This window comes from Paenibacillus sp. sgz302190, from assembly GCF_059820445.1.
Genome location: NZ_JBZYAO010000047.1, coordinates 36,846 through 59,731, shown reverse-complemented (window position 1 = coordinate 59,731; position 22,886 = coordinate 36,846). Strand labels below are relative to the sequence as shown.

At 51.5% G+C, this 22,886-nt stretch carries 19 protein-coding genes and 1 riboswitch; of the genes, 11 read left to right on the top strand and 8 right to left on the bottom strand.

Annotated features, from left to right (window positions below):
- Positions 1-671: 671 nt before the first annotated feature.
- Positions 672-1,292 carry an NAD(P)H-binding protein gene (locus AC6RNO_RS32545; RefSeq protein ID WP_497107957.1) on the bottom strand — a complete coding sequence of 207 codons (621 nt, stop codon included), beginning with the start codon at positions 1,290-1,292 and terminating at the stop codon, positions 672-674.
- A 162-nt stretch (positions 1,293-1,454) separates the two neighbouring features.
- Between AC6RNO_RS32545 and rluF the strand changes: the two genes are divergently transcribed.
- Complete coding sequence (gene rluF / locus AC6RNO_RS32540; protein ID WP_488434992.1) at positions 1,455-2,162, top strand: 23S rRNA pseudouridine(2604) synthase RluF; 708 nt, start codon at positions 1,455-1,457, stop codon at positions 2,160-2,162.
- A gap of 99 nt (positions 2,163-2,261) precedes the next feature.
- Here rluF and AC6RNO_RS32535 read toward each other — a convergent pair whose 3' ends face one another.
- Together AC6RNO_RS32535 and AC6RNO_RS32530 are read right to left on the bottom strand one after the other, a co-directional pair.
- Complete coding sequence (locus AC6RNO_RS32535) at positions 2,262-2,894, bottom strand: FMN-dependent NADH-azoreductase (RefSeq protein ID WP_497107954.1); 633 nt, start codon at positions 2,892-2,894, stop codon at positions 2,262-2,264.
- A gap of 125 nt (positions 2,895-3,019) precedes the next feature.
- Complete coding sequence (locus AC6RNO_RS32530) at positions 3,020-3,697, bottom strand: hypothetical protein (protein ID WP_497107953.1); 678 nt, start codon at positions 3,695-3,697, stop codon at positions 3,020-3,022.
- 182 nt (positions 3,698-3,879) lie between these two features.
- Here AC6RNO_RS32530 and AC6RNO_RS32525 point away from each other — a divergent pair, with 182 nt between their 5' ends.
- The 7 genes from AC6RNO_RS32525 to AC6RNO_RS32495 all read left to right on the top strand — a co-directional run bounded on the left by AC6RNO_RS32525 (position 3,880) and on the right by AC6RNO_RS32495 (position 14,762).
- Positions 3,880-6,252 (top strand): YcdB/YcdC domain-containing protein, encoded by a 2,373-nt coding sequence (locus tag AC6RNO_RS32525; RefSeq protein ID WP_497107952.1) that lies wholly within the window; start codon positions 3,880-3,882, stop codon positions 6,250-6,252.
- A gap of 182 nt (positions 6,253-6,434) precedes the next feature.
- Positions 6,435-7,691 carry a threonine ammonia-lyase IlvA gene (gene ilvA / locus AC6RNO_RS32520; RefSeq protein ID WP_474685031.1) on the top strand — a complete coding sequence of 419 codons (1,257 nt, stop codon included), beginning with the start codon at positions 6,435-6,437 and terminating at the stop codon, positions 7,689-7,691.
- Positions 7,692-7,784: 93 nt separating this feature from the next.
- Positions 7,785-7,871: riboswitch (cyclic di-GMP riboswitch) on the top strand.
- Positions 7,872-7,969: 98 nt separating this feature from the next.
- Positions 7,970-9,634, top strand: a complete 1,665-nt coding sequence (locus tag AC6RNO_RS32515) for an EAL domain-containing protein (RefSeq protein WP_497107951.1) — start codon at positions 7,970-7,972, stop codon at positions 9,632-9,634.
- A gap of 278 nt (positions 9,635-9,912) precedes the next feature.
- Positions 9,913-10,980, top strand: a complete 1,068-nt coding sequence (locus tag AC6RNO_RS32510) for a BMP family lipoprotein (RefSeq protein ID WP_474685033.1) — start codon at positions 9,913-9,915, stop codon at positions 10,978-10,980.
- A 183-nt stretch (positions 10,981-11,163) separates the two neighbouring features.
- Positions 11,164-12,705 carry an ABC transporter ATP-binding protein gene (locus tag AC6RNO_RS32505; protein ID WP_488434989.1) on the top strand — a complete coding sequence of 514 codons (1,542 nt, stop codon included), beginning with the start codon at positions 11,164-11,166 and terminating at the stop codon, positions 12,703-12,705.
- A complete protein-coding gene (locus AC6RNO_RS32500; protein ID WP_474685035.1) occupies positions 12,698-13,777 on the top strand; it encodes an ABC transporter permease in 1,080 nt (359 codons plus the stop codon). The genes AC6RNO_RS32505 and AC6RNO_RS32500 overlap by 8 nt, the downstream gene beginning before the upstream one ends.
- Position 13,778: 1 nt before the next feature.
- Entirely contained in the window at positions 13,779-14,762 is a 984-nt protein-coding gene (locus AC6RNO_RS32495) for an ABC transporter permease (RefSeq protein WP_488434988.1), read from the top strand.
- 76 nt (positions 14,763-14,838) lie between these two features.
- On the opposite strand, the gene AC6RNO_RS32490 is transcribed toward AC6RNO_RS32495, so the two are convergent.
- The 3 genes from AC6RNO_RS32490 to AC6RNO_RS32480 form a co-directional block, all read right to left on the bottom strand.
- Positions 14,839-15,519, bottom strand: a complete 681-nt coding sequence (locus AC6RNO_RS32490; protein WP_474685037.1) for an RloB family protein — start codon at positions 15,517-15,519, stop codon at positions 14,839-14,841.
- A 1-nt stretch (position 15,520) separates the two neighbouring features.
- The gene (locus AC6RNO_RS32485; RefSeq protein WP_497107950.1) at positions 15,521-16,780 is read right to left on the bottom strand and encodes an AAA family ATPase; all 1,260 of its coding nucleotides are present in this window, start codon (positions 16,778-16,780) and stop codon (positions 15,521-15,523) included.
- 141 nt (positions 16,781-16,921) lie between these two features.
- Positions 16,922-17,785: an AraC family ligand binding domain-containing protein gene (locus AC6RNO_RS32480; RefSeq protein ID WP_497107949.1), complete on the bottom strand. Its 864-nt coding sequence runs from the start codon at positions 17,783-17,785 to the stop codon at positions 16,922-16,924.
- 209 nt (positions 17,786-17,994) lie between these two features.
- Between AC6RNO_RS32480 and AC6RNO_RS32475 the strand changes: the two genes are divergently transcribed.
- From AC6RNO_RS32475 to AC6RNO_RS32465, 3 genes are read left to right on the top strand one after another with little or no spacing between them, the layout of a single operon-like run.
- Positions 17,995-19,176 (top strand): galactokinase, encoded by a 1,182-nt coding sequence (locus tag AC6RNO_RS32475; protein ID WP_497107948.1) that lies wholly within the window; start codon positions 17,995-17,997, stop codon positions 19,174-19,176.
- Position 19,177: 1 nt separating this feature from the next.
- On the top strand, positions 19,178-20,167 hold the full coding sequence (gene galE, locus AC6RNO_RS32470) for a UDP-glucose 4-epimerase GalE (RefSeq protein ID WP_488434984.1): 990 nt from the start codon (positions 19,178-19,180) through the stop codon (positions 20,165-20,167).
- A gap of 56 nt (positions 20,168-20,223) precedes the next feature.
- Complete coding sequence (locus tag AC6RNO_RS32465) at positions 20,224-21,801, top strand: UDP-glucose--hexose-1-phosphate uridylyltransferase (RefSeq protein WP_497107947.1); 1,578 nt, start codon at positions 20,224-20,226, stop codon at positions 21,799-21,801.
- Between the two features lie 120 nt (positions 21,802-21,921).
- On the opposite strand, the gene AC6RNO_RS32460 is transcribed toward AC6RNO_RS32465, so the two are convergent.
- The gene (locus AC6RNO_RS32460; RefSeq protein ID WP_488434982.1) at positions 21,922-22,083 is read right to left on the bottom strand and encodes a hypothetical protein; all 162 of its coding nucleotides are present in this window, start codon (positions 22,081-22,083) and stop codon (positions 21,922-21,924) included.
- A gap of 24 nt (positions 22,084-22,107) precedes the next feature.
- Positions 22,108-22,470, bottom strand: a complete 363-nt coding sequence (locus tag AC6RNO_RS32455) for a hypothetical protein (RefSeq protein ID WP_497107946.1) — start codon at positions 22,468-22,470, stop codon at positions 22,108-22,110.
- Between the last annotated feature and the right edge of the window lie 416 nt (positions 22,471-22,886).

Genomic DNA, 22,886 nt, shown 5'->3' with positions numbered 1-22,886 from the left:
GAAGTGAGGAGCCGTATGCGTGAATTGCGCACGTACGGATCTGAGAGGGGTATGGGGCACAATCCGAGAAGGAAAGGCCCCGCCTACTCGACCAGGCTTTTTTTGTTAATGTGGTTTATTTTGGCGAAAAGCCTGCAATTGTGCAGGAATTTTCGATGAAAATGCCCCTAAGCCCTTGGGTTCGATGAAAAGCCTGCACAATTGCAGGAATTCTGCGCTGTCAGCGTATCTACTAGTAAAAAGATGTATTTTTGCAGGTTTTTTGTGCATAGCTAGACTGCGGGGTGAACCGGTCTGGCGATAGGGCAAGGCTTTTGCGGGTTTTCTCTTCGTTGCCAAGGGGTCTCGCTTAACAGGCTCTCACGCAGCCTGGAGGTTGGAGAACGGGCAAACGCTGATTTTGGCGCGGACCGTTCTTTCTTGTCGGGTGCGTATAGAAAAGCGTCGTCGTATTTAGCTCACGATGGTAACGCAGCCGTATCGTTCTTAGACGCATCGGTTTTGACGCGTGGATGTGCTGCCCCTCGGCATCTTTACGGCAGGACAAGACGGCAAAGTCACCATTCCGGCTTTGGCGCGGGCACTTGACGGTTACGTGGGCCGTACGGTAAGCTGCACATTGCAAAAAAACTCCTCCGATCGCTCGAAACAGCGATTAGAGGAGTTTTTTGTCAATAAGCAATGCCTATGCGGCAGCCGGCGAATTCGCCGCTCAACACCTGCTTATACGTAAACTCGGCCGTATCTCCGACGGATATCGATGTGCCGCCTTCGGGCAGAACATCTTTTTCCACCCGATACCGCCCAATCCGTTCGCCGTCGGGCAAATAAGTCGGGCACACGACCGTCCAAGACAGGCCGGACGACGCCAAAAGCTCCCACGCCTTGCGGTGCTCTTCGGCGGCCCGGACGGAAGTGCGCCGCGATTCCGGCGCCTCGTAGCGAAGCAGGCCGGGGTGTTCCCGGCTTTGCAAAATGCCGGCCGTTCCGACGGTGACGATCCGGCCGATGCCGTGAGCCCGCATCGCGCGGATGACAAGCGGCATGCTTGAGGTCAGCGCAGCACCTCCGTCTGTGCTCAGGCAGCTGACGACGGCGTCCGCGCCTCGCATGGCTGCTAGGACGTCCGCTTCGCGGCAGGCGTCTCCTTGAAGCGCAGCAAGGCGATCCGGCAGCCGCCCGAGCTTCCGGGGATCACGCACGAGCGCGGTTGCGCTGTGCCCGTCATCTAATGCAAGCCGGAGCACCTCGCCGCCTACGCGCCCAGTCCCGCCCAAAATGAATATGTGCATCGTCATTCACCGCTTTCCTAGTATTCCATCTATTGTACATGTTCCATGCGGGGCGCGCGAGCCGGGAGTACGGAGCCTACTTGAACCGCGCGGACGAATCCCGCATAATAGTTCTGTACGATTGCTGCGGCAACATTTTACTAGCAAGGGGATTTCCCGCCTATGAGGATCAATAAATTCATCAGCGAAACCGGCGTCTGCTCCAGACGGGAGGCGGACAAGTGGATCGAAGCGAAGCGGATCACCATTAACGGCGAGGTGGCCGGGCTTGGCAGCGTCGTCGGACCGGGCGACGAAGTGCGGATCGACGGCAGGCCGATCGGAGCCAAGAAGGAGCATGTCTACATCGCGCTGAACAAGCCGGTTGGCATTACGAGCACGACGGAAACGCATGTGAAGGGCAATATCGTTGATTTTGTCGGGCACTCCGAAAGAATTTTCCCCATCGGAAGGCTGGACAAAGATTCGGAAGGATTGATCCTGCTGACCAATAACGGCGATATCGTCAACCAAATTTTGCGTGCGGAAAATAATCACGATAAAGAGTACATCGTAACGGTCAATAAACCCGTCACACCGATGTTTTTGCAGGGGATGGCCGGCGGTGTCAAAATTCTGGGCACGACTACGAAGCCCTGCGAGGTTCACCGGGTGGGCGAAAGAGTGTTCCGCATTATCCTGACGCAAGGGCTGAACCGGCAAATTCGCCGCATGTGCGAAGTGTTCGGGTACAGGGTCGTGCGTTTGCAGCGCGTGAGGATTATGCACATGCATCTCGGCAATCTGAAGACAGGCAAGTGGAGAAATTTGACGCAGGGAGAATTGCAGGAACTAATGCGGATTCTGGGGACAGCAGATGCAAAATCCTGAATGAGATCAAGGGCTTGAGAGCCCTTGATCTTTTTTTTTGGCAAAAAAAGACCCGCTGCTTGTAGCAGGGGTCTTTCCGCTAAGGAAGCCGGGAGTCGTTTAGAAGCGTTTTGCTGCCTCTTTGGCATCTGCGATTGCTTTTTCTTTAATAGCCGGAGCTTTCTCTGCCGATGACGTTCCCTCGACAAAAATCCCCTCGAGCGATTGAACCCCATAGAACTGCATAACTTTCTTCAAATAACTGTATCCCGATTCTAATGGAGCCGCAGGACCTTCCGAATATACGCCGCCGCTAGCTTGAATATGCAGGGCTTTCTTGCCGGACAGCAGGCCGACGGGACCATTTTCGGTGTATTTGAAAGTTTTACCCGCAACTGAAGTAGCGTCGATGTATGCTTTCAAAACCGGAGGGAACGAGAAGTTCCACATTGGAGAAACATAAACGTATTTGTCGGCGGCTACGAATTGATCAACGAGTGCCCCAAGACGAGCTACTTTTGATTGTTCCGCAGCGGACAGTTGATCGAAAGAAGAACCTGACTGAAGTTTTCCCCAACCGCTGAAAACCTCGGCGTCAATTAGCGGGATATTTTCTTTATACAAGTCCAGATGAATAACTTCATCCGTTGGATTTGCTTCGCGGTATGCTTCAATAAATTCTTTTCCTACAGCAAGGCTGAAAGATGCTTGAGAATCGAGAGGATGTGCGGTGATGTAAAGTACAGTTGCCATGAATCAAAACTTCCCTTCTATATGTTAGAATACTTACTCTGTCAGTATAACATATAATCTATAGTTTGTTACAAATTATTATTTGCTTACAAAATTTTAAAAGATGAAAAAATGTATATTCGAGATTACAACGTCATTTCGGGAACAAACCGTGTGCTTCGGAGTTTTGAGAAAGTCTGGATGCCCAGTGGGTGCCAAACGTATGTGAAGCAGCCTGGTATCGCGTCAGGAGATGGCACATCTGTTTGCAGCACGAGGAAAACCTGCAAAAGGTTTTTGCTCGCTGATACGCTGCAACCGAATTTTCCTGCAAAAATGCAGCAATTTCCGCGAATACATAAGCTCTGACCCGTTTTGATCGGGAATTCCTGCACAATAGCAGGCTGCCCAAAAAGCCCCGCGTCAGAGGCGATAACCAAAATCTGCCCGCCTGCAAGAATAAAACCTGCAAAAATACATGAATTTGCGTCCTTGATCGCTGGCCACGAACAATTCCTGCAATTGTGCAGGTTTTTCAGCGGAGATAGGGGCTCAGGTTCACTTTTAGCGAAAATTCCTGCACTTTTGCAGGATTTTCGCCAAAATAAGTCAATTTTCGATGAAAAGCCTGCACTTTCGCAGGTTTTCTCTCTACCAAGCTGCTTCCTGACCGGTTGCGCAGTTCCATAACCTACGCTGGGAGAAGCGCGCCCGGAAAAAGCGGCTGTCCCCCAAATTAGGGGCTCACTGTTTCCCCTAACCCTAACAAAGTGTCGCGACTTTATCGAGCAGCCTGCACTTTCGCAGGTTTTTCGGCCTGCCAAGCGGCTGCGCCCCCAGTCAGGGCCCCCTCTGGTCTGCCCCAGGAGTCTGGCGGGCGGATTTACGCTTCCGTTATTTTTTATTTTCATGGCGTTTGGCCAGCAACCTTTTTTCGGATGGCGGCGTCTAGGGTGTAGAACTGGAAAAGTTTATCGCTATTAAGCGTACGAGGAGGAAGATTCATTTGAAACTGGTCAAAAAAGCAGGAACCGTCGCTATCGCATCAGCGCTTCTGCTCACTGCGGCTCCGCAGGCATGGGCGAATGATGCCGCAGTAGGGACTCAAGCTATCAGATTGCCCATCAAAGGCGACGACACCGCACAGCTCGAGCCCAAAATTACTAAAGACCAAGCCCTTGAACTTGCCAGGAAATACGTTGCAATTCCGGATGGGTATACGCTGCAGTCGGCTAACCTGAACGCTTATTATGTAATGAACGGACACAGCATTCCGAACTGGAACTTAAGTTTCGTGAAGAAAGTGAAAGACCAGTATTTAGGCGATCTGCATGTTACGATTAACGGTATTAGCGGAGAAATGGTCGGATATTCGATCAACGACAAAGATCCCGAGCATAAATTGAGCTACCCGCCGAAAGTCGATTTCAAAGGAGCCAAAGCGATCGCTTCCGCATGGATCGGGAAGGTGAATCCTGATAAGCAGAAGGAACTGCTGTACAACCAGACGGAAGAGGATTCCTTCCGCACCCCTCTGAATGGAAATTATCAGTACAACATCCGTTTTGACCGGGCGGTTAACGGCATTCCGTTTATGGAGAACGGCGTCAATGTCACTGTGAACGGGGACGGGCAGGTAACCGGCTACAATTACAACTGGGATGACGATGTGACATTCGAGACGAATGTGACGCCGATCGGCGAGGACAAAATCGCCCAGACCTTCAAAGACAAAGCCGACGTTACCTTAGCCTATCAAATCCCTTATGAAGCAAAAGGCGAGAAAAAACCGCTCATTGCCTACACATTAGTCCCATTCGCCCTGAACGCTGTGAACGGCGAAGTTTGGAACCAGGGCGCTTTTTCCCAGTCTCTTTATGCAAGTGACAAAAATCCGCTTACAGAGCAACCGCTGTCCGGTAAACCGGCTTCCAATTTGAATCTGACCAAGGAAGAAGCCGTCAAAAAGGTAACCGATGCGTTCAAGCTGCCCGATGACTACAAGCTGCGCGACGCTTCCTACAACGAGGTCACTTCCCCTGAGACGGGAGAGAGCAGCTCAAGCTGGAACCTGAACTGGAGCCGGCCGGCGGCGGAGAACGATTCGACGGGTAAAATCGGCGGCAGCGGCGCCTGGGCTGCGGTGAACAGCAAAACCGGCGAGATTATGAGCTTCAACAAGTACATTAATTATCCAAATGACGGGACCAAGCCGGTTGACGGCAAGGTAGCGCTGGATACAGCCAAAGCGTCGGCCATCGATTTTGTGAAAAAGAATTTGCCCGCTTACACGGACCAGCTCGTAATGAGCGCACCTGTAGAAAAGAACATACCTGCCGAACAATTGAAACAGCAGCGCACCTGGGAGTTCAATTTCAAACGGGTTATCGATGGCGTGAGCGCCAATTACGAGAGTGTGAATGTGAGCATTGACCGGACTGACGGCGCGATCTTGAATTACTACAATTCGATTACCAATTTGCCGTATCCGAAGCAGAAGCCCGAAGTGATCGCCCTCGACAAAGCGAAAGAAACGCTGCTATCGCAGTATGAGATCAAGCTGAACTATGTGGTAGCGAACAGCGGGGCTCCAGGGGGCATTCCCATCGAGAAATACAGATTGATGATCGCAGCGGGAGAAAGCGTTCCGAGCGCTCCTGTGGGCGGAGACAATAAAAAGCTCGAGGCTAAACTGGTCTACTCCCTGATTCCGAAATTCACGCGCGAACAGTTCTTCCTGAACGCCCAGACGGGGCAGTGGGTCAATGCCTCCAACGGCGAAGTCATTTCGCTGGAACGCGTGAAAGTGGACGATATCGAGAATCATTGGGCGAAGAACGAGCTGCAATTGATGCTGGACTATCAAGCGCTTGACGTCAAAGACGGCAAGGTGAACCCGGATCAAGCCATCACTCGCGGGGAATTGATCAAAATGCTGGTCATTGCGATGAACGGAGGCAACAGCGGCATTTATTACCCTGCGGCACGCGCAGCTTCCTTCGCGGATGTGCAAAGCACGTCCAAATATTTCGCCTATGTCGAAAATGCGGTCGACCGCGGATTGCTGGTTCCTGGCGAGGATTTTAATCCGGAAGCCAAAATCACCCGCGAAGACATGGCCCAGCTCATCGTTAAGGCGCTTGGTTACAAAAGCTTGACGAAATACGAGAATGTTTTCAACAAAAACTTTGCGGATGCGGCCAAGCTGAAAAATATCGGAGAAGCTGCGATTGTCGTCGGTCTGGATATCATGTCGCTGAATAACGGCAGCTTTGAGCCCGGGCAGGAAGTGACAAAAGCACAGGCTGCCGTAGCGTTCTCCCGCTACCTGCAAAAGCGCGCCGATCTTCAGGACCAGCGACCCCGTTACGTATACTAAATCCTTATGGAACAAGCATGCCGCATCGCCGGTGTGCTTGTTTTTTTTACGGGAAACGGTTCCCGCTTTCCGAAACCCGCCGTGTAAAATTATTCCCCGTGTGCTTCCCAGCCCTGCAAGATATGTTACAATAGGCTTTAAAACTTAATCTTGTGCGAACACGGCAAAAGGAGCAGAAGAGCATGGCTGTAAATGGAAGAGTAGGTCTGGAAGACATCATCAAGGCGAATCATGTGCTCAGCAAAGTGATCGAGCCCTCGCCCCTGCAGCGCAACGAGCTTTTATCAAACTTGTATGAGTGCAACGTATACTTGAAACGCGAAGATTTGCAGATCGTGAGATCGTTCAAAATTCGCGGAGCTTATAATGTCATTCAAAGCTTGTCTCCCGAGGAGCGGGCGGCGGGAGTCGTCTGCGCCAGCGCCGGCAATCACGCGCAGGGAGTCGCTTTTTCCTGCAAGCACTTGGGCATCGAAGGAAAAATCTTCATGCCGACGACGACGCCCCGGCAAAAGATTTCGCAGGTCAAGCTGTTCGGCGGAGCTTTTGTCGAGGTCATCCTTACAGGAGATACCTTTGACGATTCCTCCGCTCAGGCCAGGGAGTACTGCGCCCGGGAGAACAAGGCGTTTATTCATCCGTTCGACGACGCGCGCACGATTGCCGGACAAGGCACGGTCGGTCTTGAGATTATGAACCAGATGCCTGAGACGCCGGATTTTATTTTTGCCACGATCGGCGGCGGCGGACTTGTCTCGGGAATTTCCACTTATGTGCAAAGCGTAGCTCCGCAGACGCGCATTATCGGCGTAGAGCCGGAGGGCGCCGCAAGCATGTCTGAGGCGCTTAAGCTGGGACAAGTCATCACGTTGGCAACGATCGACAAATTCGTCGACGGGGCGGCCGTGAAGCAGGTAGGGCAATTGAATTACGAGATTTGCAAGGAGAATGTCGAGGATATCGTTATCGTGCCAGCCGGCAAGGAGTGTACGACGATTCTGGAGCTTTACAACAGCAATGCGATCGTGATCGAGCCTGCCGGGGCGCTTCCGGTTGCGGCGCTTGACGCATACAAGGAACAAATCCGCGGCAAAAACGTAGTCTGCGTCATCAGCGGCGGCAACAACGACATTGACCGGATGCAGGAAATCAAGGAGCGCTCGTTGATCTACGAGGGGCTTAAGCACTACTTTATTTTGAACTTCCCGCAGCGCGCCGGTGCTTTGCGCGAGTTTTTGGAGGAAGTTCTCGGGCCTTCCGACGATATTACCAGATTTGAATATACGAAGAAAAACAATAGAGACGACGCGCCGGCGCTGGTCGGCATCGAGTTGAAAAACAAGGACGACTACCACGGGCTTATCGAGCGTCTCTCGCGCAAAGATTACGGCTACATCGAGATTAACAAGGATCCGAAGCTGTTCAATCTGCTCATTTGAAAATTTCCGATTTACAGCAGAACCGGAAGATTCTATTAGCTAATTTTGGTTAAATATGGTATAGTAAATAAGTCCCAGAAAACTCGAATATTTTTCGAAAAAAGGCAAACTTGCCGAAAGGCAAGGACGCAAAGCCGCAGGTCTAAGGTTGCATTCAACTAGGACAGCTGGGCTGCCGAAGGGTTGAATTATACCTAACAGGTACTACCTGCGGCTATTCCATGTGATGGAATAGCCTTTTCTTCTTTATACAGGTTTGGGGGGAGGAGGTTATAAGCGTGAACGGCGGTACATCATCCAAACGGGAGCGGCATGCAATTAACTTTGCGTGGGAATATTTGTGCCTGCTTGGCGTCAGTCTGCTGACGGCGAATCTGCTTGTCTCGGCATCGTTCCATGCAATGGGCTGGCTGGCCGGGATATTGTTTGCGGGCTTTGCTTGCTCCGCTTTTCTCGTCAAGCGAAAGGCTTCTATTGTTTTATTGGCGGCAGCGGCGTGCGCATGGCTGCTGCTTTCATTCGTGTTTCTTGCGTCCGAATTGTTCGCAAGTTTGTTGACTCATACGGTCCTGTGCATGTTTTTCGTCTACGGGATCCGGCAGTTGGCTGCGTCGCGGGAGCATTATAAGAGCAGGAGCATGGAAATGGAATACATCGCGCATCACGATTCCTTGACGGGTTTGCCGAACCGCAGGCTGTTCGAAGACCGTCTGGAGCGGTCACTGCTGCATGCCAAGCGCCACAATACACTGGTTGCCGTTGTTTTTTTGGATCTGGACCGTTTCAAGCATGTGAACGACACGCTCGGGCACGCTTATGGCGACATGCTCATCCGGCAGGCCGGCCAAAGGCTGACAAGCAGCCTTGGGGAAGAAGATACCGTATACCGTCAGGGCGGGGACGAGTTTACGATTTTGCTGCCTCATATTATGAAGCAGGAGGATGTCCGCCTCGCAGCGTCCCGTATTCAGGCGGCGCTTGAGGAGCCTTTTGTGCTTGAGGGAAGCCCTTTTGCGGTTTCGGCAAGCATGGGGATTGCGCTGTACCCGTATGACGGGGAGACGCCGCGGCAGTTAATGAAGCATGCGGACGAAGCGATGTATGCGGCCAAGAAGCATGGGGAAAATTACCTCCGTTTCTATGACGCAGAAATAAATGCCGAGCCGGCAGGCCCGGAGCGCATGGAGCGGGCGCTTCGCGCCGCCTTGGACAATGGCGAACTGGAGCTGTACTATCAGCCGCAATATGAGCTTTCCGGCAAACGTCTGATCGGAATGGAGGCGGTAATCCGCTGGCACTGTCCGGGGCAGGGGGAAATCCCGGGCAGCGAGTGGGTGCGCGTCGCCGAGGAAACCGGCCTGATGACCGCCATCGGCGAGTGGACGCTGCGAACAGCGTGCCAACAGGCGAAAAGCTGGCTGGACGCGGGATATCCTCCTTTACGGCTGACCGTCGCTGTAACCGCTTCACAGTTCAGGGACCGAGGCTTCATCGATCTGGTGGCCGACGCCATCAAGGAAACGGGCCTTGAGCCCGGCATGATCGAGCTCGATTTGGCGGAAGACATATCTTCTTCCGGCGTGGAGGAGACCGGCGAGAAGCTGAAGTTATTGAAAGCTTTCGGATTTCGAATCGCCATGGACGATTTGTGCACCGGCCTGTTCACCAGAAGCGGCGCCGACCGGGTGCCGATGGACAGCGTCAAGCTCGATAGCACGATCGTCCGCGACCTTCCCGAAGACGGCGAAAATCAGCTGCTGGCGGAAGCGATCGCCATGATGGCGCAGCGTCTGCGTCTTAATCTGATCGCCAAGGGAGTGGAAACCGAGGAGCAGCTCGAACATTTGCAAAGTATGCAATGCACGGAAGCTCAAGGCAAGCTTTTCAGCAGCCCGCTGCATCCTGAGGAATTCATTCAATTAATGAAAGACAAAATAAGTTAACGGAAATGATATGGATTTTATCAACCACAGGTAGTATAATCGGGAATTGGGGCTCTACACCTATTTGTAGCCAGTCACAAACATGATTATGTTACCTTGTATGACATGACGAATTGTGCCGCAATAACGGGGAAACTACTTTTCCGCCCTTGGAATTGATGGTACAATTGACACATGAATGCGTTACATATTTTCATTCCTTCATGGTGACACTACAAGTTGGCCTTTCGTGAAGCAGTCTAAAGAAGTAGTCAAATTTATTAGTTGGGGGTAATACGATGAAAAAAGTGTTTTCAACTGCATTAATGGCTGTTACAGTGACAGCGGTAGTGCTGTCCGGATGCGCAAAGAAAGAGGATAAAACAGGCGGCGCATCGGCTTCTCCGGCTCCTAGTGCGGCAGCTACGGCGGCGGCAACTCCGGGCGGCGCGGCCAAAGACATGAAGATCGGAATGGTTACCGACATCGGCGGCGTGAACGACAAGTCGTTTAACCAAAGCGCTTGGGAAGGCTTGCAAAAGCTGAAAAAAGACACCGGCGCCAATGTGAAAAATCTGGAGAGCAAAAGCGACTCCGATTACATCCCGAACTTGAACCAATTCGTCAAAGATAAATACAACCTGACTTGGGGAATCGGCTTCCTGATGGGCGATGCGCTGAAAACGGTAGCGACCCAGAACCCTGATGCAAAACTGGCCATTATCGACAACGTCGTAGAAGCTCCGAACGTAGAGTCGGTTACATTCTCCGAGCAAGAAGGCGCTTATCTGGTAGGCGTAGTTGCAGGTCTTACAACGACAACGAACAAAATCGGCTTCGTCGGCGGTGTGAAAATTCCGGTTATCCAACGTTTTGAAGCGGGCTTCAAAGCGGGAGTTGCGGCAGTTAACCCTAAAGCCACAATCCAAATCAACTACACAGGCGCTTTTGACAAGCCTGACCTTGGCAAAGCGGCAGCCGCAACCATCTATAACGATGGCGCGGACATCATTTTCCACGCAGCAGGTTCGACGGGCAACGGCGTATTCAACGAAGCGAAGGACCGTTTCAAAGCCGGCAAAAAAGTATGGGTAATCGGTGTCGACAAAGACCAATCCCTGGAGTTTGGCGACGACGTCACCCTCACTTCCATGTTGAAACGCGTTGATCAAGCGGTTGAGCGCGTGTCCAAAGATGTCATCGACAACAAGTTCCAAGGCGGCAAAACCATAGTTCTCGGTCTGAAAGACAACGGCGTAGGCTTGCCTGAAACTTCCAAGAAAAACGTTAAGCCTGAAATTTTGGCAAAAGTCGATGAATACAAAGCGAAAATTATTAGCGGCGAAATCAAAGTCCCTGAACAATAAGCACCTGTTCGCGCGCAGCGTCAGCTCGAGGAACGTGTCGCATGCTATTGTTAAAACAAGGCTGGTTGCATAACTAGCCTTGTTCTTTAGTTCTCAAGGTTTTTCTCCCTATCTCCTACTTCGCTTCATGAAGCGATACCGTCTTATTGCACTTCCTCTAAAAATAATCAGTAGGGTGATCCGATGAGCACAGTAACCCCTGTTGTCGAGCTTTACAATATTACGAAGCGGTTCCCGGGAATCGTTGCCAATGATTCGATCAGCTTGCAGCTGCATAAAGGTGAAATTCATGCATTGCTCGGAGAGAACGGAGCGGGCAAGTCGACGCTCATGAACATTCTCTTCGGTTTGTACCAGCCGGATGAAGGCCATATTAAAATTCAGGGCAAGGAAGTCAATATCGACAGCCCGAACCGGGCGATTGAGCTCGGAATCGGCATGGTGCATCAGCACTTCAAGCTGGTGCAGCCTTTTACGGTTACGGAAAATATCATTTTGGGCATGGAGCCCAAAAAAGGGATGAATATAGATTACCGCACCGCTCAGGAAAAAGTGCGTAAACTGTCCGAGCAGTACGGGTTGAAGGTCGATCCGAAAGCAAAAATTGAAGACATTTCCGTCGGCATGCAGCAGCGTGTGGAGATTTTGAAAACGCTGTATCGCGGTGCGGACATTTTAATTTTCGACGAACCGACGGCGGTGTTGACTCCGCAGGAGATCAGCGAGCTTATGGAGATCATGGACAATTTGGTGAAGGAAGGCAAATCCATCATTCTAATTACCCATAAGCTGAAAGAAATTATGGAAATTGCCGATATGGTGACGATTATCCGCAGGGGTAAAGTCATCGACACGCTGGAGTGCGCGAAGGCCAATCCGCAAATTTTGGCGGAAAAGATGGTCGGGCGCGACGTATCGTTTAAAGTAAGCAAACAGGAAGCGAAGCCTGGACAACCTGTTCTGCAGGTGCAGAATTTGACGGCGCGCAACCAGCAAGGCCTTGCTTCGCTGAAAGGGCTCAATTTTGAAGTCCGGGCCGGCGAAATTTTGGGCATCGCAGGTGTCGACGGCAACGGACAGAGCGAGCTGATCGAGGCGCTGACCGGGCTGAGGCCGGTGGACAGCGGGCGCGTAGTGCTCCAGGGCAAGGAAATCACCAATCATTCCGTAAGGGCGATCTCGGAAGCCGGATTGTCGCACATTCCGGAGGACCGCCATAAGCACGGGTTGGTGTTGGATTTTACAATGAGCGAGAACATGGTTCTCGAAACATATTTTCATCCGGAATATAATCGCAGAGGTTTTTTGAACTACGATGCCATAGACAAGCATGCCGAGGAGTTAATTCAAAAATTCGACGTGCGTACGCCAAGCATATATAACAACGCTCGTTCCTTGTCGGGCGGCAACCAGCAGAAGGCGATCATTGCGAGGGAGATTCACAAGGACCCGAGCCTGCTTATAGCGGCGCAGCCTACTCGCGGTCTGGATGTCGGAGCCATTGAGTTCGTGCACAAGCAGCTGATTGAGCAGCGCGATAAAGGGAAGGCTGTGCTGCTGATTTCTTTTGAATTGGATGAAATTATGAACGTATCGGATCGAATTGCTGTTATTTATGAAGGACAAATTGTGGGTGAAGTGCTGCCGCAGGAAACGAACGACCAGGAGATCGGGATGCTGATGGCGGGCAGCAGGAGCACGAAGGAAGGAGCAGCCCATGAATAAAGCTATAAGGGTTTTTACCGGCGATACTGTGGTCATGCCGCTCGTCGCGATTGTGCTCGGGCTTATATTCGGGGCGCTCGTCATGCTCGCCGGGGGTTACAACCCGATTGATGCCTATATCGCACTGTTCAAACGTATTTTCGGCAGTCCTTACGATCTTGGAGAAACGGTTCGATCGATTACGCCGCTGATTTTGACCGGTTTATCCGTTGCTTTTGCGTTCAGGACAGGCCTGTTCAATATCGGAGCCGAAGGCCAGGTCGTCATGGGCATGACCGGGGCTACTTTAATCGGCGTGAAAATCCAAGGGCTTCCATGGTTCATTCATGCACCGCTGGCTGTTCTCGCAGGAGCGCTGCTCGGCGGCATTTGGGGAGCTATTGCCGGTTACCTCAAAGCGAAGCGCGGTGTGAATGAGGTCATTACGACCATTATGTTGAACTGGATCGCGCTGTTTTTGTCAAATTATATCGTGAATGCATTTTTGCTGGAGCCCAAGCAGCAGCGCTCTTATATGATTCAGGAGTCGGCCATGGTCAATATCGGCTGGCTGTCGCAGCTGATGGATAACGCTCGAATTCACTGGGGGACCTTGATAGCGCTGCTTGGCGCCGTCGCGTTCTACGTCATCCTCTGGAAAACAAAGCAAGGCTTCGAACTGCGGGCTGTCGGCCACAATATCCATGCGGCCCAATACGCGGGCATGGACGTCAACCGCAACATCGTGAAAGCGATGTTCATCAGCGGCGTCTTTGCCGGGCTCGCCGGAGTATTTGAGATTCTCGGCGTGTTCCACTATCAGGTTGTGGCTGCGGCGTCTCCAGGCTACGGTTTTGACGGCATTGCGGTATCGCTTCTGGGGGCCAACAATCCGTGGGGAATTATTCTCGGAGCGGCTTTGTTCGGTGGTCTGACATACGGTTCGGCCGGGATGAGCTTTGGCGCGGACGTGCCGCCGGAAATTATTCGCATCGTGATCGGATCGGTTATCTTTTTTGTAGCGACGCAAGGGATCGTAAAATGGATACTTCTCCCATTCTATGCGAAACGCAAGAAAGAGAGGGCGTTGTAACATGGATTTTCTTACAATATTGAATACGACGCTTACCAAAGGCAGCGAGCTGATCAATACGACGCTTGTATTTTCAACGGCGCTTATTTTTGGGGCTTTGGGCGGCATTTTCTCGGAAAGATCCGGTGTGGTCAACATCGGTATCGAAGGGCTGATGGTTTCCGGCGCCTTTGCATCGGCGGTCGGAACTTACTATGCGGAAGAAGCGAATATGGGCGCTTGGTCTCCGTGGATCGGGCTTTTGGCGGCGGTGGCGTTTGCGCTTATCTTTGCCTTGATTCATGCGGTGGCGTCGATTACGTTCAAAGCGAATCAGGTGATCAGCGGGGTCGTCATTAACTTTATGGCGGCCGGCGTTACGGTGTATTTGGTGAAAATTTTATTTAACGGCGCCGGACAAACGGAAACACTGAACGATGTGTTCAGCAAATACGCGATTCCCGTGCTGTCGCAAATTCCGTATCTTGGGTACGCGATATTCACCGCTTATCCAACGACATATTTGGCGTTAATTTTAGTCGCGGTCACGTACTATGTGCTGTTCAAAACTCCGTTCGGCCTTCGGCTTCGCTCGGTCGGCGAGCATCCTAGCGCCGCGGATACGATGGGCATTAAAGTGAATCGCATCCGTTACATGGCGGTGCTCATCAGCGGCGCGCTGGCCGGGCTGGGCGGAGCGACCATCACGCTGACGACGACAAGCAATTTCTCGCACAATACGATTTCCGGGCAAGGCTTCATCGCGATGGCTGCCATGATCTTCGGCAAGTGGCATCCGTTCGGCGCGCTGGGCGCGGCGGTATTTTTCGGCATGGCGCAGGCGTTGAAAAACTTTTTGCAGCTGTTCGATTTCACGAAAAGCATTCCGCAAGAGTTTTTGTACATGCTGCCGTATGTACTGACAATTCTTGTGCTGGCCGGCGCAGTAGGCAGGGCCAAAGCCCCATCCTCGCTCGGCGAGCCCTACGATCCGGGCAAACGATAACAGCAAACATGCACCTGAACGGGCGACTAAGCTCGAATGGGTGCATGTTTTTGTTTTTAATATTAATAATAGAAGTCTATAATTCCGATTTATGCATTTCGTCCAGAATTCGCTCCATTAACGTATACACTAGAGTGAAGGGGTTCATTTGACGAATATGTATGTCTATGGAAAGCCCTTGTTCTTTATATGTCTGGTCTAAGGTTTGAGCGATTGAAATAGCTTTCCTTATGCTATCCCCGTTCCCAATTATTTGCCGAATCATGCCTTTATCCGATTTTTCATAATCCGCTCTGCCAAGTACCGCTTTAAGACGCTCAAAAATCTTAGTTTTTGTGTCTGAAAAATTAACATTAACATCTTCAAAATGCATGAGCAGCCATATTTCAAAGGATAAATTGCTTGGCAGTATTACGTAATCGTGGGATGAAAGCTGCATTTCGGAAATAGCTTCTTCGATCTCGGGAGGAGCGTCGCAGTCGAAAATCAAACACTTCTCGTATAGGCCGTATTTGCGCAAATTGTTATCGTCATTCAAATAATGATTCGCGAAATTAAGAACTCTTCTCGCATTCCCTCCGGCCAAAGTAGGAACGATATCGATATGGGAATATTTGTTGCGGTTTTTTTGTATGATCGCGGCAAAGAATTCGAAATAATTGACTTCAGTCGTGCCTTCACAAAAAAGAAGGATTTTGCCTAAATGACCTGCCTTCGTATCTGACGACCTTGGAATGAAAGGGTTTAAACGTACCATATTAATTCCTGCCGTTACTTAAGCGGGACGTTTTGAAAATGGGTATTGCGCCGTATTTACCGTTAAAATAATCTTTATTGTAGGTGGCGATAGATCGAATGGCTTTCAAATCAGAAAGAGAATAAATTTGAGATACTCCCTTGTCGTCCTTATCAACAAACACAACCTCGTCTCGACGGAACTGATTTTTGTTTAATATGGACGTTTCGTGAGTGGTGAAAACGAGTTGGGCATAGTTGGAATTAGCTTCGGACTGAAACATATCCACGATAAATTTGGTGAGTAAGGGATGCAGTCTGGCGGACAGTTCGTCGATTATGAACACACCTCCGGTTTCCATCAGAATCAAAATTCGCTGAATAAATGATAAAAAACGCAATGTCCCGGAAGATTCTTTGGAAAGATCAAAAGCTTTGCTGCCGACCCGGTTGCCCTCTGCATCATAGATGGGGTGAACGGTTTTGATAACAGGAATCTCTTGTTCCTCGCCAGTTTTGGGATGCAGCCGCATTTCTTTCTCAACGGTGATATTCTCAATACCCACGTCAATTAAATTTACATAATCGGCAACTTGCATGCGGAACATTTCATTGTCGAGCAATTTTTTAGAGTTAAAAACGGATCCGGCCGTACCTTTGATAGTAGATTCTAGAACTAATTCGTGGTACACATTAAAATTTTTCTGAAAAAAGCCCTTGAAATGATCAATCATTTCCTTGACTTTATCCGTGGCGAAATAGTCGAGAACGGAAAGATACAATCGGTCCTCGCGGTATTTGCTCAGATTTTGAAGCTGCCCCCGATACTTTGGACCGTATTCAAGTCCCTTGTTTGCATCGCGATCAAAAACAAGATCTTTGTCAACATACAGCCATTCCGACTTAATCGTCGTTCCGGAGAATGAAAATCCATACTGAAAAAGGAATTTTTGGTAAATGAATATCATTTCAAATTCAACCGATTCCTTTTCTGCATCCGTTAATAGAAAAGGTTCGATAGAGGTCAAGCGATCTGATTCGTCATAGGCGGTAGAGTCCTGAAAAAGTTGATTTAGAATAAATCGTTTAAACCAATAAAGGGCACTAATCAAATTGGTTTTGCCGCTCGCGTTGGCCCCGTAAATGGCGACTGTCTTCAATAAGTTGAAATATTTTGTAGAAATGATATGCGACTCATGCTCTTTGTAGAAAGCAGCCCTCATATCAAGAACAGCGTCGTTCTGAAACGATAAAAAATTATTAGCACGAAACATAACCAGCATGTAAACACCTCCATACACAAATTGCAAATTGATTGCTATTTTTTTGCAATTATAACCGTATTATATACGAAAAAGAAGCGATTTAAACTGATTTTTGCAAAAAAATCGAAAATACCGAAAAGGTTGATTGATTTTGTTTAATCATAGCTGCAAAGATTTCATCCGATTGCGGTACTCTGTAGGCGACACGCCATACAAGCGGCGAAATTGCTTCGAGAAGTACAGCGGGTCGTGAAAGCCGACTGAGGAGGCGATTTGTTCCACGGTAAGCTCAAGACGCTCGCGCAGCAGCTGCCTGGCTTTATCGATGCGCAGTTTGAGCAGGAATGTCACGGGTGTCACTTTCGTGTGACGTTTGAATATCCGCGACAGGTAGGCGCGGTTGTAACCGAGGTTTTCCGCCATGAGCTCGATGGTGATCGGCTCGGCGTATTGGGTGGACAAGTAGTGAATCGCCTGCTGCACGACGCGATCGTTCTCCGCATCGGCGACCGCCCAGGACGCGGAAGGGATCGCAAGCGCCGCGCAGTATTCTGAAAGCAACAGGTGCAAATATCCGCTCGCTTTCAATTGCGCGTTAGCGCCCCGCGCCCGAAAGGCGTGGCGGATTTGGTGGAAAATGACCGGAATATGGCGGTTTCGGTTCATTCGTACAATCGGACGGACGGAACTGACCCCGGTCTCGGCGACAAGCCCCGAAGCGCGCGGGCCCGTGAAGGCGATCCAGCAGTAGTGCCAAGGCTCCTCCGGGTCGGAGATGTAGCTGACCAACTGCTCGGGTTCGATAAGAAAGCTGTCTCCAGCGCCAAGCTCATATTCCTCTCCGCGGCACGTAAAAACGCCTTTTCCTGATATGATATAATGTATCAAATAGTAATCGTACACTTTGGGGCCCAGACGATGCTCCGGCTTGGTCTGGCTTTCTCCCGTAAACAGCACGAGCAGTTCGCTATCCTGAGACGTTAGCGGATTGGAAACCACGTAGTAGCTGTGAGGCTTCGGCATAGCGGCGCTATCCTCCTTCTATGTGAACGGCATTCCATGCGGTATCCTCCGATTTTAGCATAGTTCCATCTGCAAATGAATGCTGTAAATCACATTTTTCCATGTAATAATAACATCCTTCCATAGTCAATCACTACGCGATCTCTTATACTGTAGTTACAAACATTCCAAATACAACGAATCTCATTCCCACAAAAGGCGGTGCCGACATGGCAGATTTGCAAGCGTTAAAGCAGACATTTATTGAGATTTACGGAGATTCTTCAGCGGCAATTTCGGCTTTCCATGCGCCAGGAAGGGTAAATTTGATCGGGGAGCATACCGACTACAACGGCGGTTACGTATTCCCTGCGGCGCTGACGTTCGGAACGACGATGCTGGCTCGTCCGAGAGCGGATCACAAGATCGGCTTTGCCTCTACGAATATGGAGCTGCGCAAACAAATTTCCATAGCGGATATGGCATATAACGAAGCGGACGACTGGATGAACTATCCCAAAGGAATCGTAGTCCATCTGGCTAAAGAAGGTTTTCCGGTGACGAATGGCTACGATCTTTTGTTCCACGGCGAAATACCGAATGGCGCAGGTCTTTCTTCCTCGGCTTCGATTGAGGTGGTTACGGCTTTCGGCCTCCTGACGCTGGAAGGTTATCCGACCGACACGGTGAAAATCGCGCTTCTCGCGCAAAAAACGGAAAACCAGTTCGTCGGCGTCAACAGTGGCATTATGGACCAATTTGCGGTGGCGAACGGCAAGCGGGATCACGCGATTTTGCTGATGTGCGATACGCTTGAATACGAGTATGTGCCGTTCCGGGGCGGCAGCTACAGACTTGTGATCGGCAACACGAACAAGCGCAGAGGGCTTGTCGATTCCGCCTACAACGAAAGAAGAAGCCAGTGCGAGCAAGCCGTCGTTTACTTGCAAAAGCAGTTCCCTGACATCACGCTGCTCGGCCAAATCAATCTGGAGCAGTTTGGCGCATACAAGCACCTTATTCCTGACGAGACGGTCCGCCGCAGAGCGCAGCACGTTATTGAGGAAATCGACCGCGTCCTGCAATCGATCGAGGTGCTGAAAGCGGACAACCTGGAGGCGTTCGGCAAGCTGATGATCGGCTCGCACGACTCGCTGCGCGATCTGTACGAAGTGACCGGCCCCGAGCTGGATGCTATGGTGGAAGCGGCGTTGAAAGTTCCCGGCGTGCTTGGCGCGCGGATGACGGGAGCGGGTTTTGGCGGTTGTACGGTTTCTTTGGTGCATGAAGACAGCGTGCAGACATTTATCGAACAAGTAGGCCGGGAATATAACGAAAAAACAGGCTTGGCGCCAAGTTTCTACGTATGTGAAATCGGGAATGGAGTCGAAAAAATCGGGGAGGCGTTGTAAAATGGCGATTTTGGTCACCGGCGGAGCCGGGTATATCGGTTCGCATGCGGTAGCGGAGCTGCTGGCGAAAGGCGAGGAAGTTGTCGTTGTCGACAATTTGCAGCAGGGGCACCGCGAAGCGGTTCTGGGCGGCAAGCTGTACGTTGGAGATTTGCGCGACGGCGAGTTTTTGGACACGGTGTTCAAGGAAAATGCGATTGATGCGATCATTCATTTTGCGGCGAATTCGCTTGTGGGCGAGAGCATGACCAACCCGGCGAAATATTATCATAACAACGTATACGGCACGCTGTGCCTGCTGGAGAAAATGAACGAGTACGGCGTGAAAAAAATCGTATTCTCCTCCACGGCGGCGACTTACGGCGAGCCGGAAAACATTCCGATCCTCGAAACGGATCGTACTCTGCCTACGAACACGTACGGCGAAACGAAGCTGGCTATGGAAAAAATGATGAAGTGGTTCGATGCCGCGCACGGCATCAAATATGTGTCGCTGCGCTATTTCAATGCGGCGGGTGCCCACGCAAGCGGTAAGATCGGCGAGGATCACAGCCCCGAAACGCATTTGATCCCGATCATTCTTCAGGTGGCGCTCGGCCAAAGACAGCACATCTCGATCTACGGCGACGACTATGCGACGGAAGACGGAACGTGCATCCGCGACTACATTCATGTCAGCGACCTGGCGAGCGCGCACGTCCTGGCAGTCGAGAAGCTGCGCCAGGGCGCGGAAAGCAGCATTTACAACCTGGGCAACGGCAAAGGCTTCTCGGTAAAAGCCGTTATCGACATCGCGCGCAAAGTGACGGGCCATGCGATCCCGGCTGTCGTGGAGCCGCGGCGAGCCGGCGACCCTGCCGTCCTGATCGCCTCTTCGGAGCGGGCGAGAACGGAGCTCGGCTGGAAGCCGTCGCGCGATTCGCTTGAAGCTATCATCGAGAGCGCATGGAATTGGCATCAAAACCACCCCGGCGGCTACGGGGATAAGTAAGAAACAATACCAAGCCCGGTTACAGCGCAGAGATTATGGAAAGGAGCAGGGCGACCATGGAACGGAACGGAACGACGCCGCCTCGTGCGGCATTGACGATAGAACGGATGCTGCAGTTCGCGAAGCAAAACGGACTTGTAGAGCCGCTTGATATGTATGCATCAAGGAACGCGCTTTTGGATTTATTCGGCCTCGCCGAGCCTTATGGCGGCGAAGTGCCGGACGAGAGGCTGGACAGCCCTGTCGAGCTGCTGGAGCAGTTGCTTGACGACGCTTACGAGGCAGGCTTATTGGAAGACAATACGGCGACATACCGGGATTTGCTGGACGCCAAAATTATGGGGTTATTGATGCCGCGCCCTTCTGAAGTCGTGCATCAGTTCCGGACTACCGCCAAGCTGCAGAGCTTGGAAGCGGCTACGGACTATTTTTACAAGCTGTCGATTGACTCGAACTACATCCGCATGGATCGAATCCGCAAAAACGCGTATTGGTTAGCCGGCACGGATTACGGAGATCTGGAAATTACAATCAATCTGTCCAAGCCGGAAAAAGATCCGAAAGAAATCGCGCTGCTCAAAACGCTGCCGCAAAGCAGCTATCCCAAATGTTTGCTGTGCGCGGACAATTTGGGCTACGCAGGGCGGGTGGATCATCCGGCCAGACAGAACCTCCGCGTCATTCCGCTGCGATTGGACGAGGAGAACTGGTATTTCCAATACTCGCCTTATGTGTACTATAACGAGCACAGCATTATTTTCCACGAGCAGCACATTCCGATGAAAACGACGGCGCAAACGTTCCGCAGGCTGCTCGATTTTATCGATCAGTTCCCGCATTATTTCATCGGCTCGAATGCGGATTTGCCGATCGTCGGCGGTTCGATTCTGAACCATGACCATTTCCAGGGCGGACGCCACAAATTCCCGATGGAAAAAGCGCCTGGCGAAGCGGTTTTCGCGCACCCGGATTTCGCCGGCGTGAAGGCCGCCATCGTCAAATGGCCGATGTCGGTCCTCCGCCTGAGCAGCCACAACAAAGAGACGCTGTACAAGCTGGCGAGCAAGCTGCTCGACGATTGGCGAGCGTACAGCGATGCGGAAGCGGAAGTTCTGGCTTTCTCCGAGAAGGACGGACAGCGCATCCCGCATAACACGATCACGCCGATCGCCCGCAACAATGCGCGGGGCGAGTACGAGCTTGACCTGGTGCTGCGGAATAACCGCACCAGCGAAGAGCACCCGGATGGCATCTTCCATCCGCACCGGCACTTGCATCACATCAAGAAGGAAAATATCGGCTTGATTGAAGTTATGGGGCTGGCGGTGCTGCCGGGCCGCCTGCAGCAAGAGCTGGCGCAGATCGCGCAGCTCCTCGCCGGCACAGCCGGCTTCGGCCGCGAGATCCGCGAGGACGCGGACCATCCGCTGCACAAGCATGCAGCGTGGATCGAGTCGCTGATCGCGAAGCATGGATCAGCGATGACTCCGGCAGCGGCGGACGCAGCGCTGCAAGCGGAAGTCGGCGGCAAGTTCCTGGACGTGCTGCTCGACGCCGGCGTGTTCAAACGCACCGGGGAAGGGCAGCAAGCGTTCCGCAGATTCCTCGCCGCCGCCGGGTTTGCGAGCAGCTAGCCCCGGCGCCGATGCCGGCTAGCGTATCGCTGGCTTCGTTTGCGAGAAAGCCTGCAAATGTGCAGTTTTTTGCTCCTTGTTACGCTGGCAACGGAGAATTCCTGCAAATGTGCAGGTTTTTCATCGAACACGTGGGCTCAGACCCGTTTTAAGCGAAAATTCCTGCACAATCGCAGGCTTTTCGTCAAAACGAGCTGCTTTCACGGAAAAAGCCTGCACTTTGGCAGGCTTTTTGTCAGAACGGGATGTTTCTATGGAAAAAGCCTGCATTTCCGTTTTCACCAAAACTAGCTACTTTCACGGAAGTTAGCGTATCACAGGTTTGGTTTGCGAGAAAGCCTGCAAAAGTGCAGTTTTTTGCTCCTTGTTACGCTGGCAACGGAGAATTCCTGCAAATGTGCAGGGTTTCCATCGAACACGTGGGCTCAGCCCCGTTTTAAGCGGAAATTCCTGCACAATTGCAGGCTTTTCGTCAAAACGAGCCGCTTTCACGGAAAAAGCCTGCATTTCCGCTTCCGCAGGTTTTCCGCCAGAACGAGCTGCTTTTGGCAGTCCGCAAATTTGCGCTCTTGTCGGCGACCCTAACAAAGGCATCGTGGCTTTCTCGGGCTGGCTGGCTTTTGCAGGTTGGCCGGCTCTCTCAAGCCATTTGACGGACGGTTGGGTCAAGAACGAATTTTTTGCCTTACAGCGATGGGCTATCCCTCAGGTCTAATTCGGCCTTTTTGGGGTGGCCCTTATTTTTTTGCTTGCGGAAAATAGGGCTGGCTAGCCGGACGTACGCTAAGTTGTTGATACGAGTTGATGTGAGTGGGCCGGGTGGCGGTTGGGCAGGGGCGTGAGCGCGCGGTGTGGCTTGCCTGAGATGACTAGCGCAACTAATTGAACTAGGAGTCTGTCCGATGAACCACGTAGAAGGTATATATAAGCAAAATGACAGTCATTATGCAGTGTGAGCGGCAATATATGCAGTCATGATTCACCTGGTATGCACAAAAGTAACTCCGTCGGACAGTCTCCCAGGAGCGTAGTTGTATCTTGTAAAATGCAGGCTGCCTCATTTTCCCGGTTCGAAGATCCGGTTT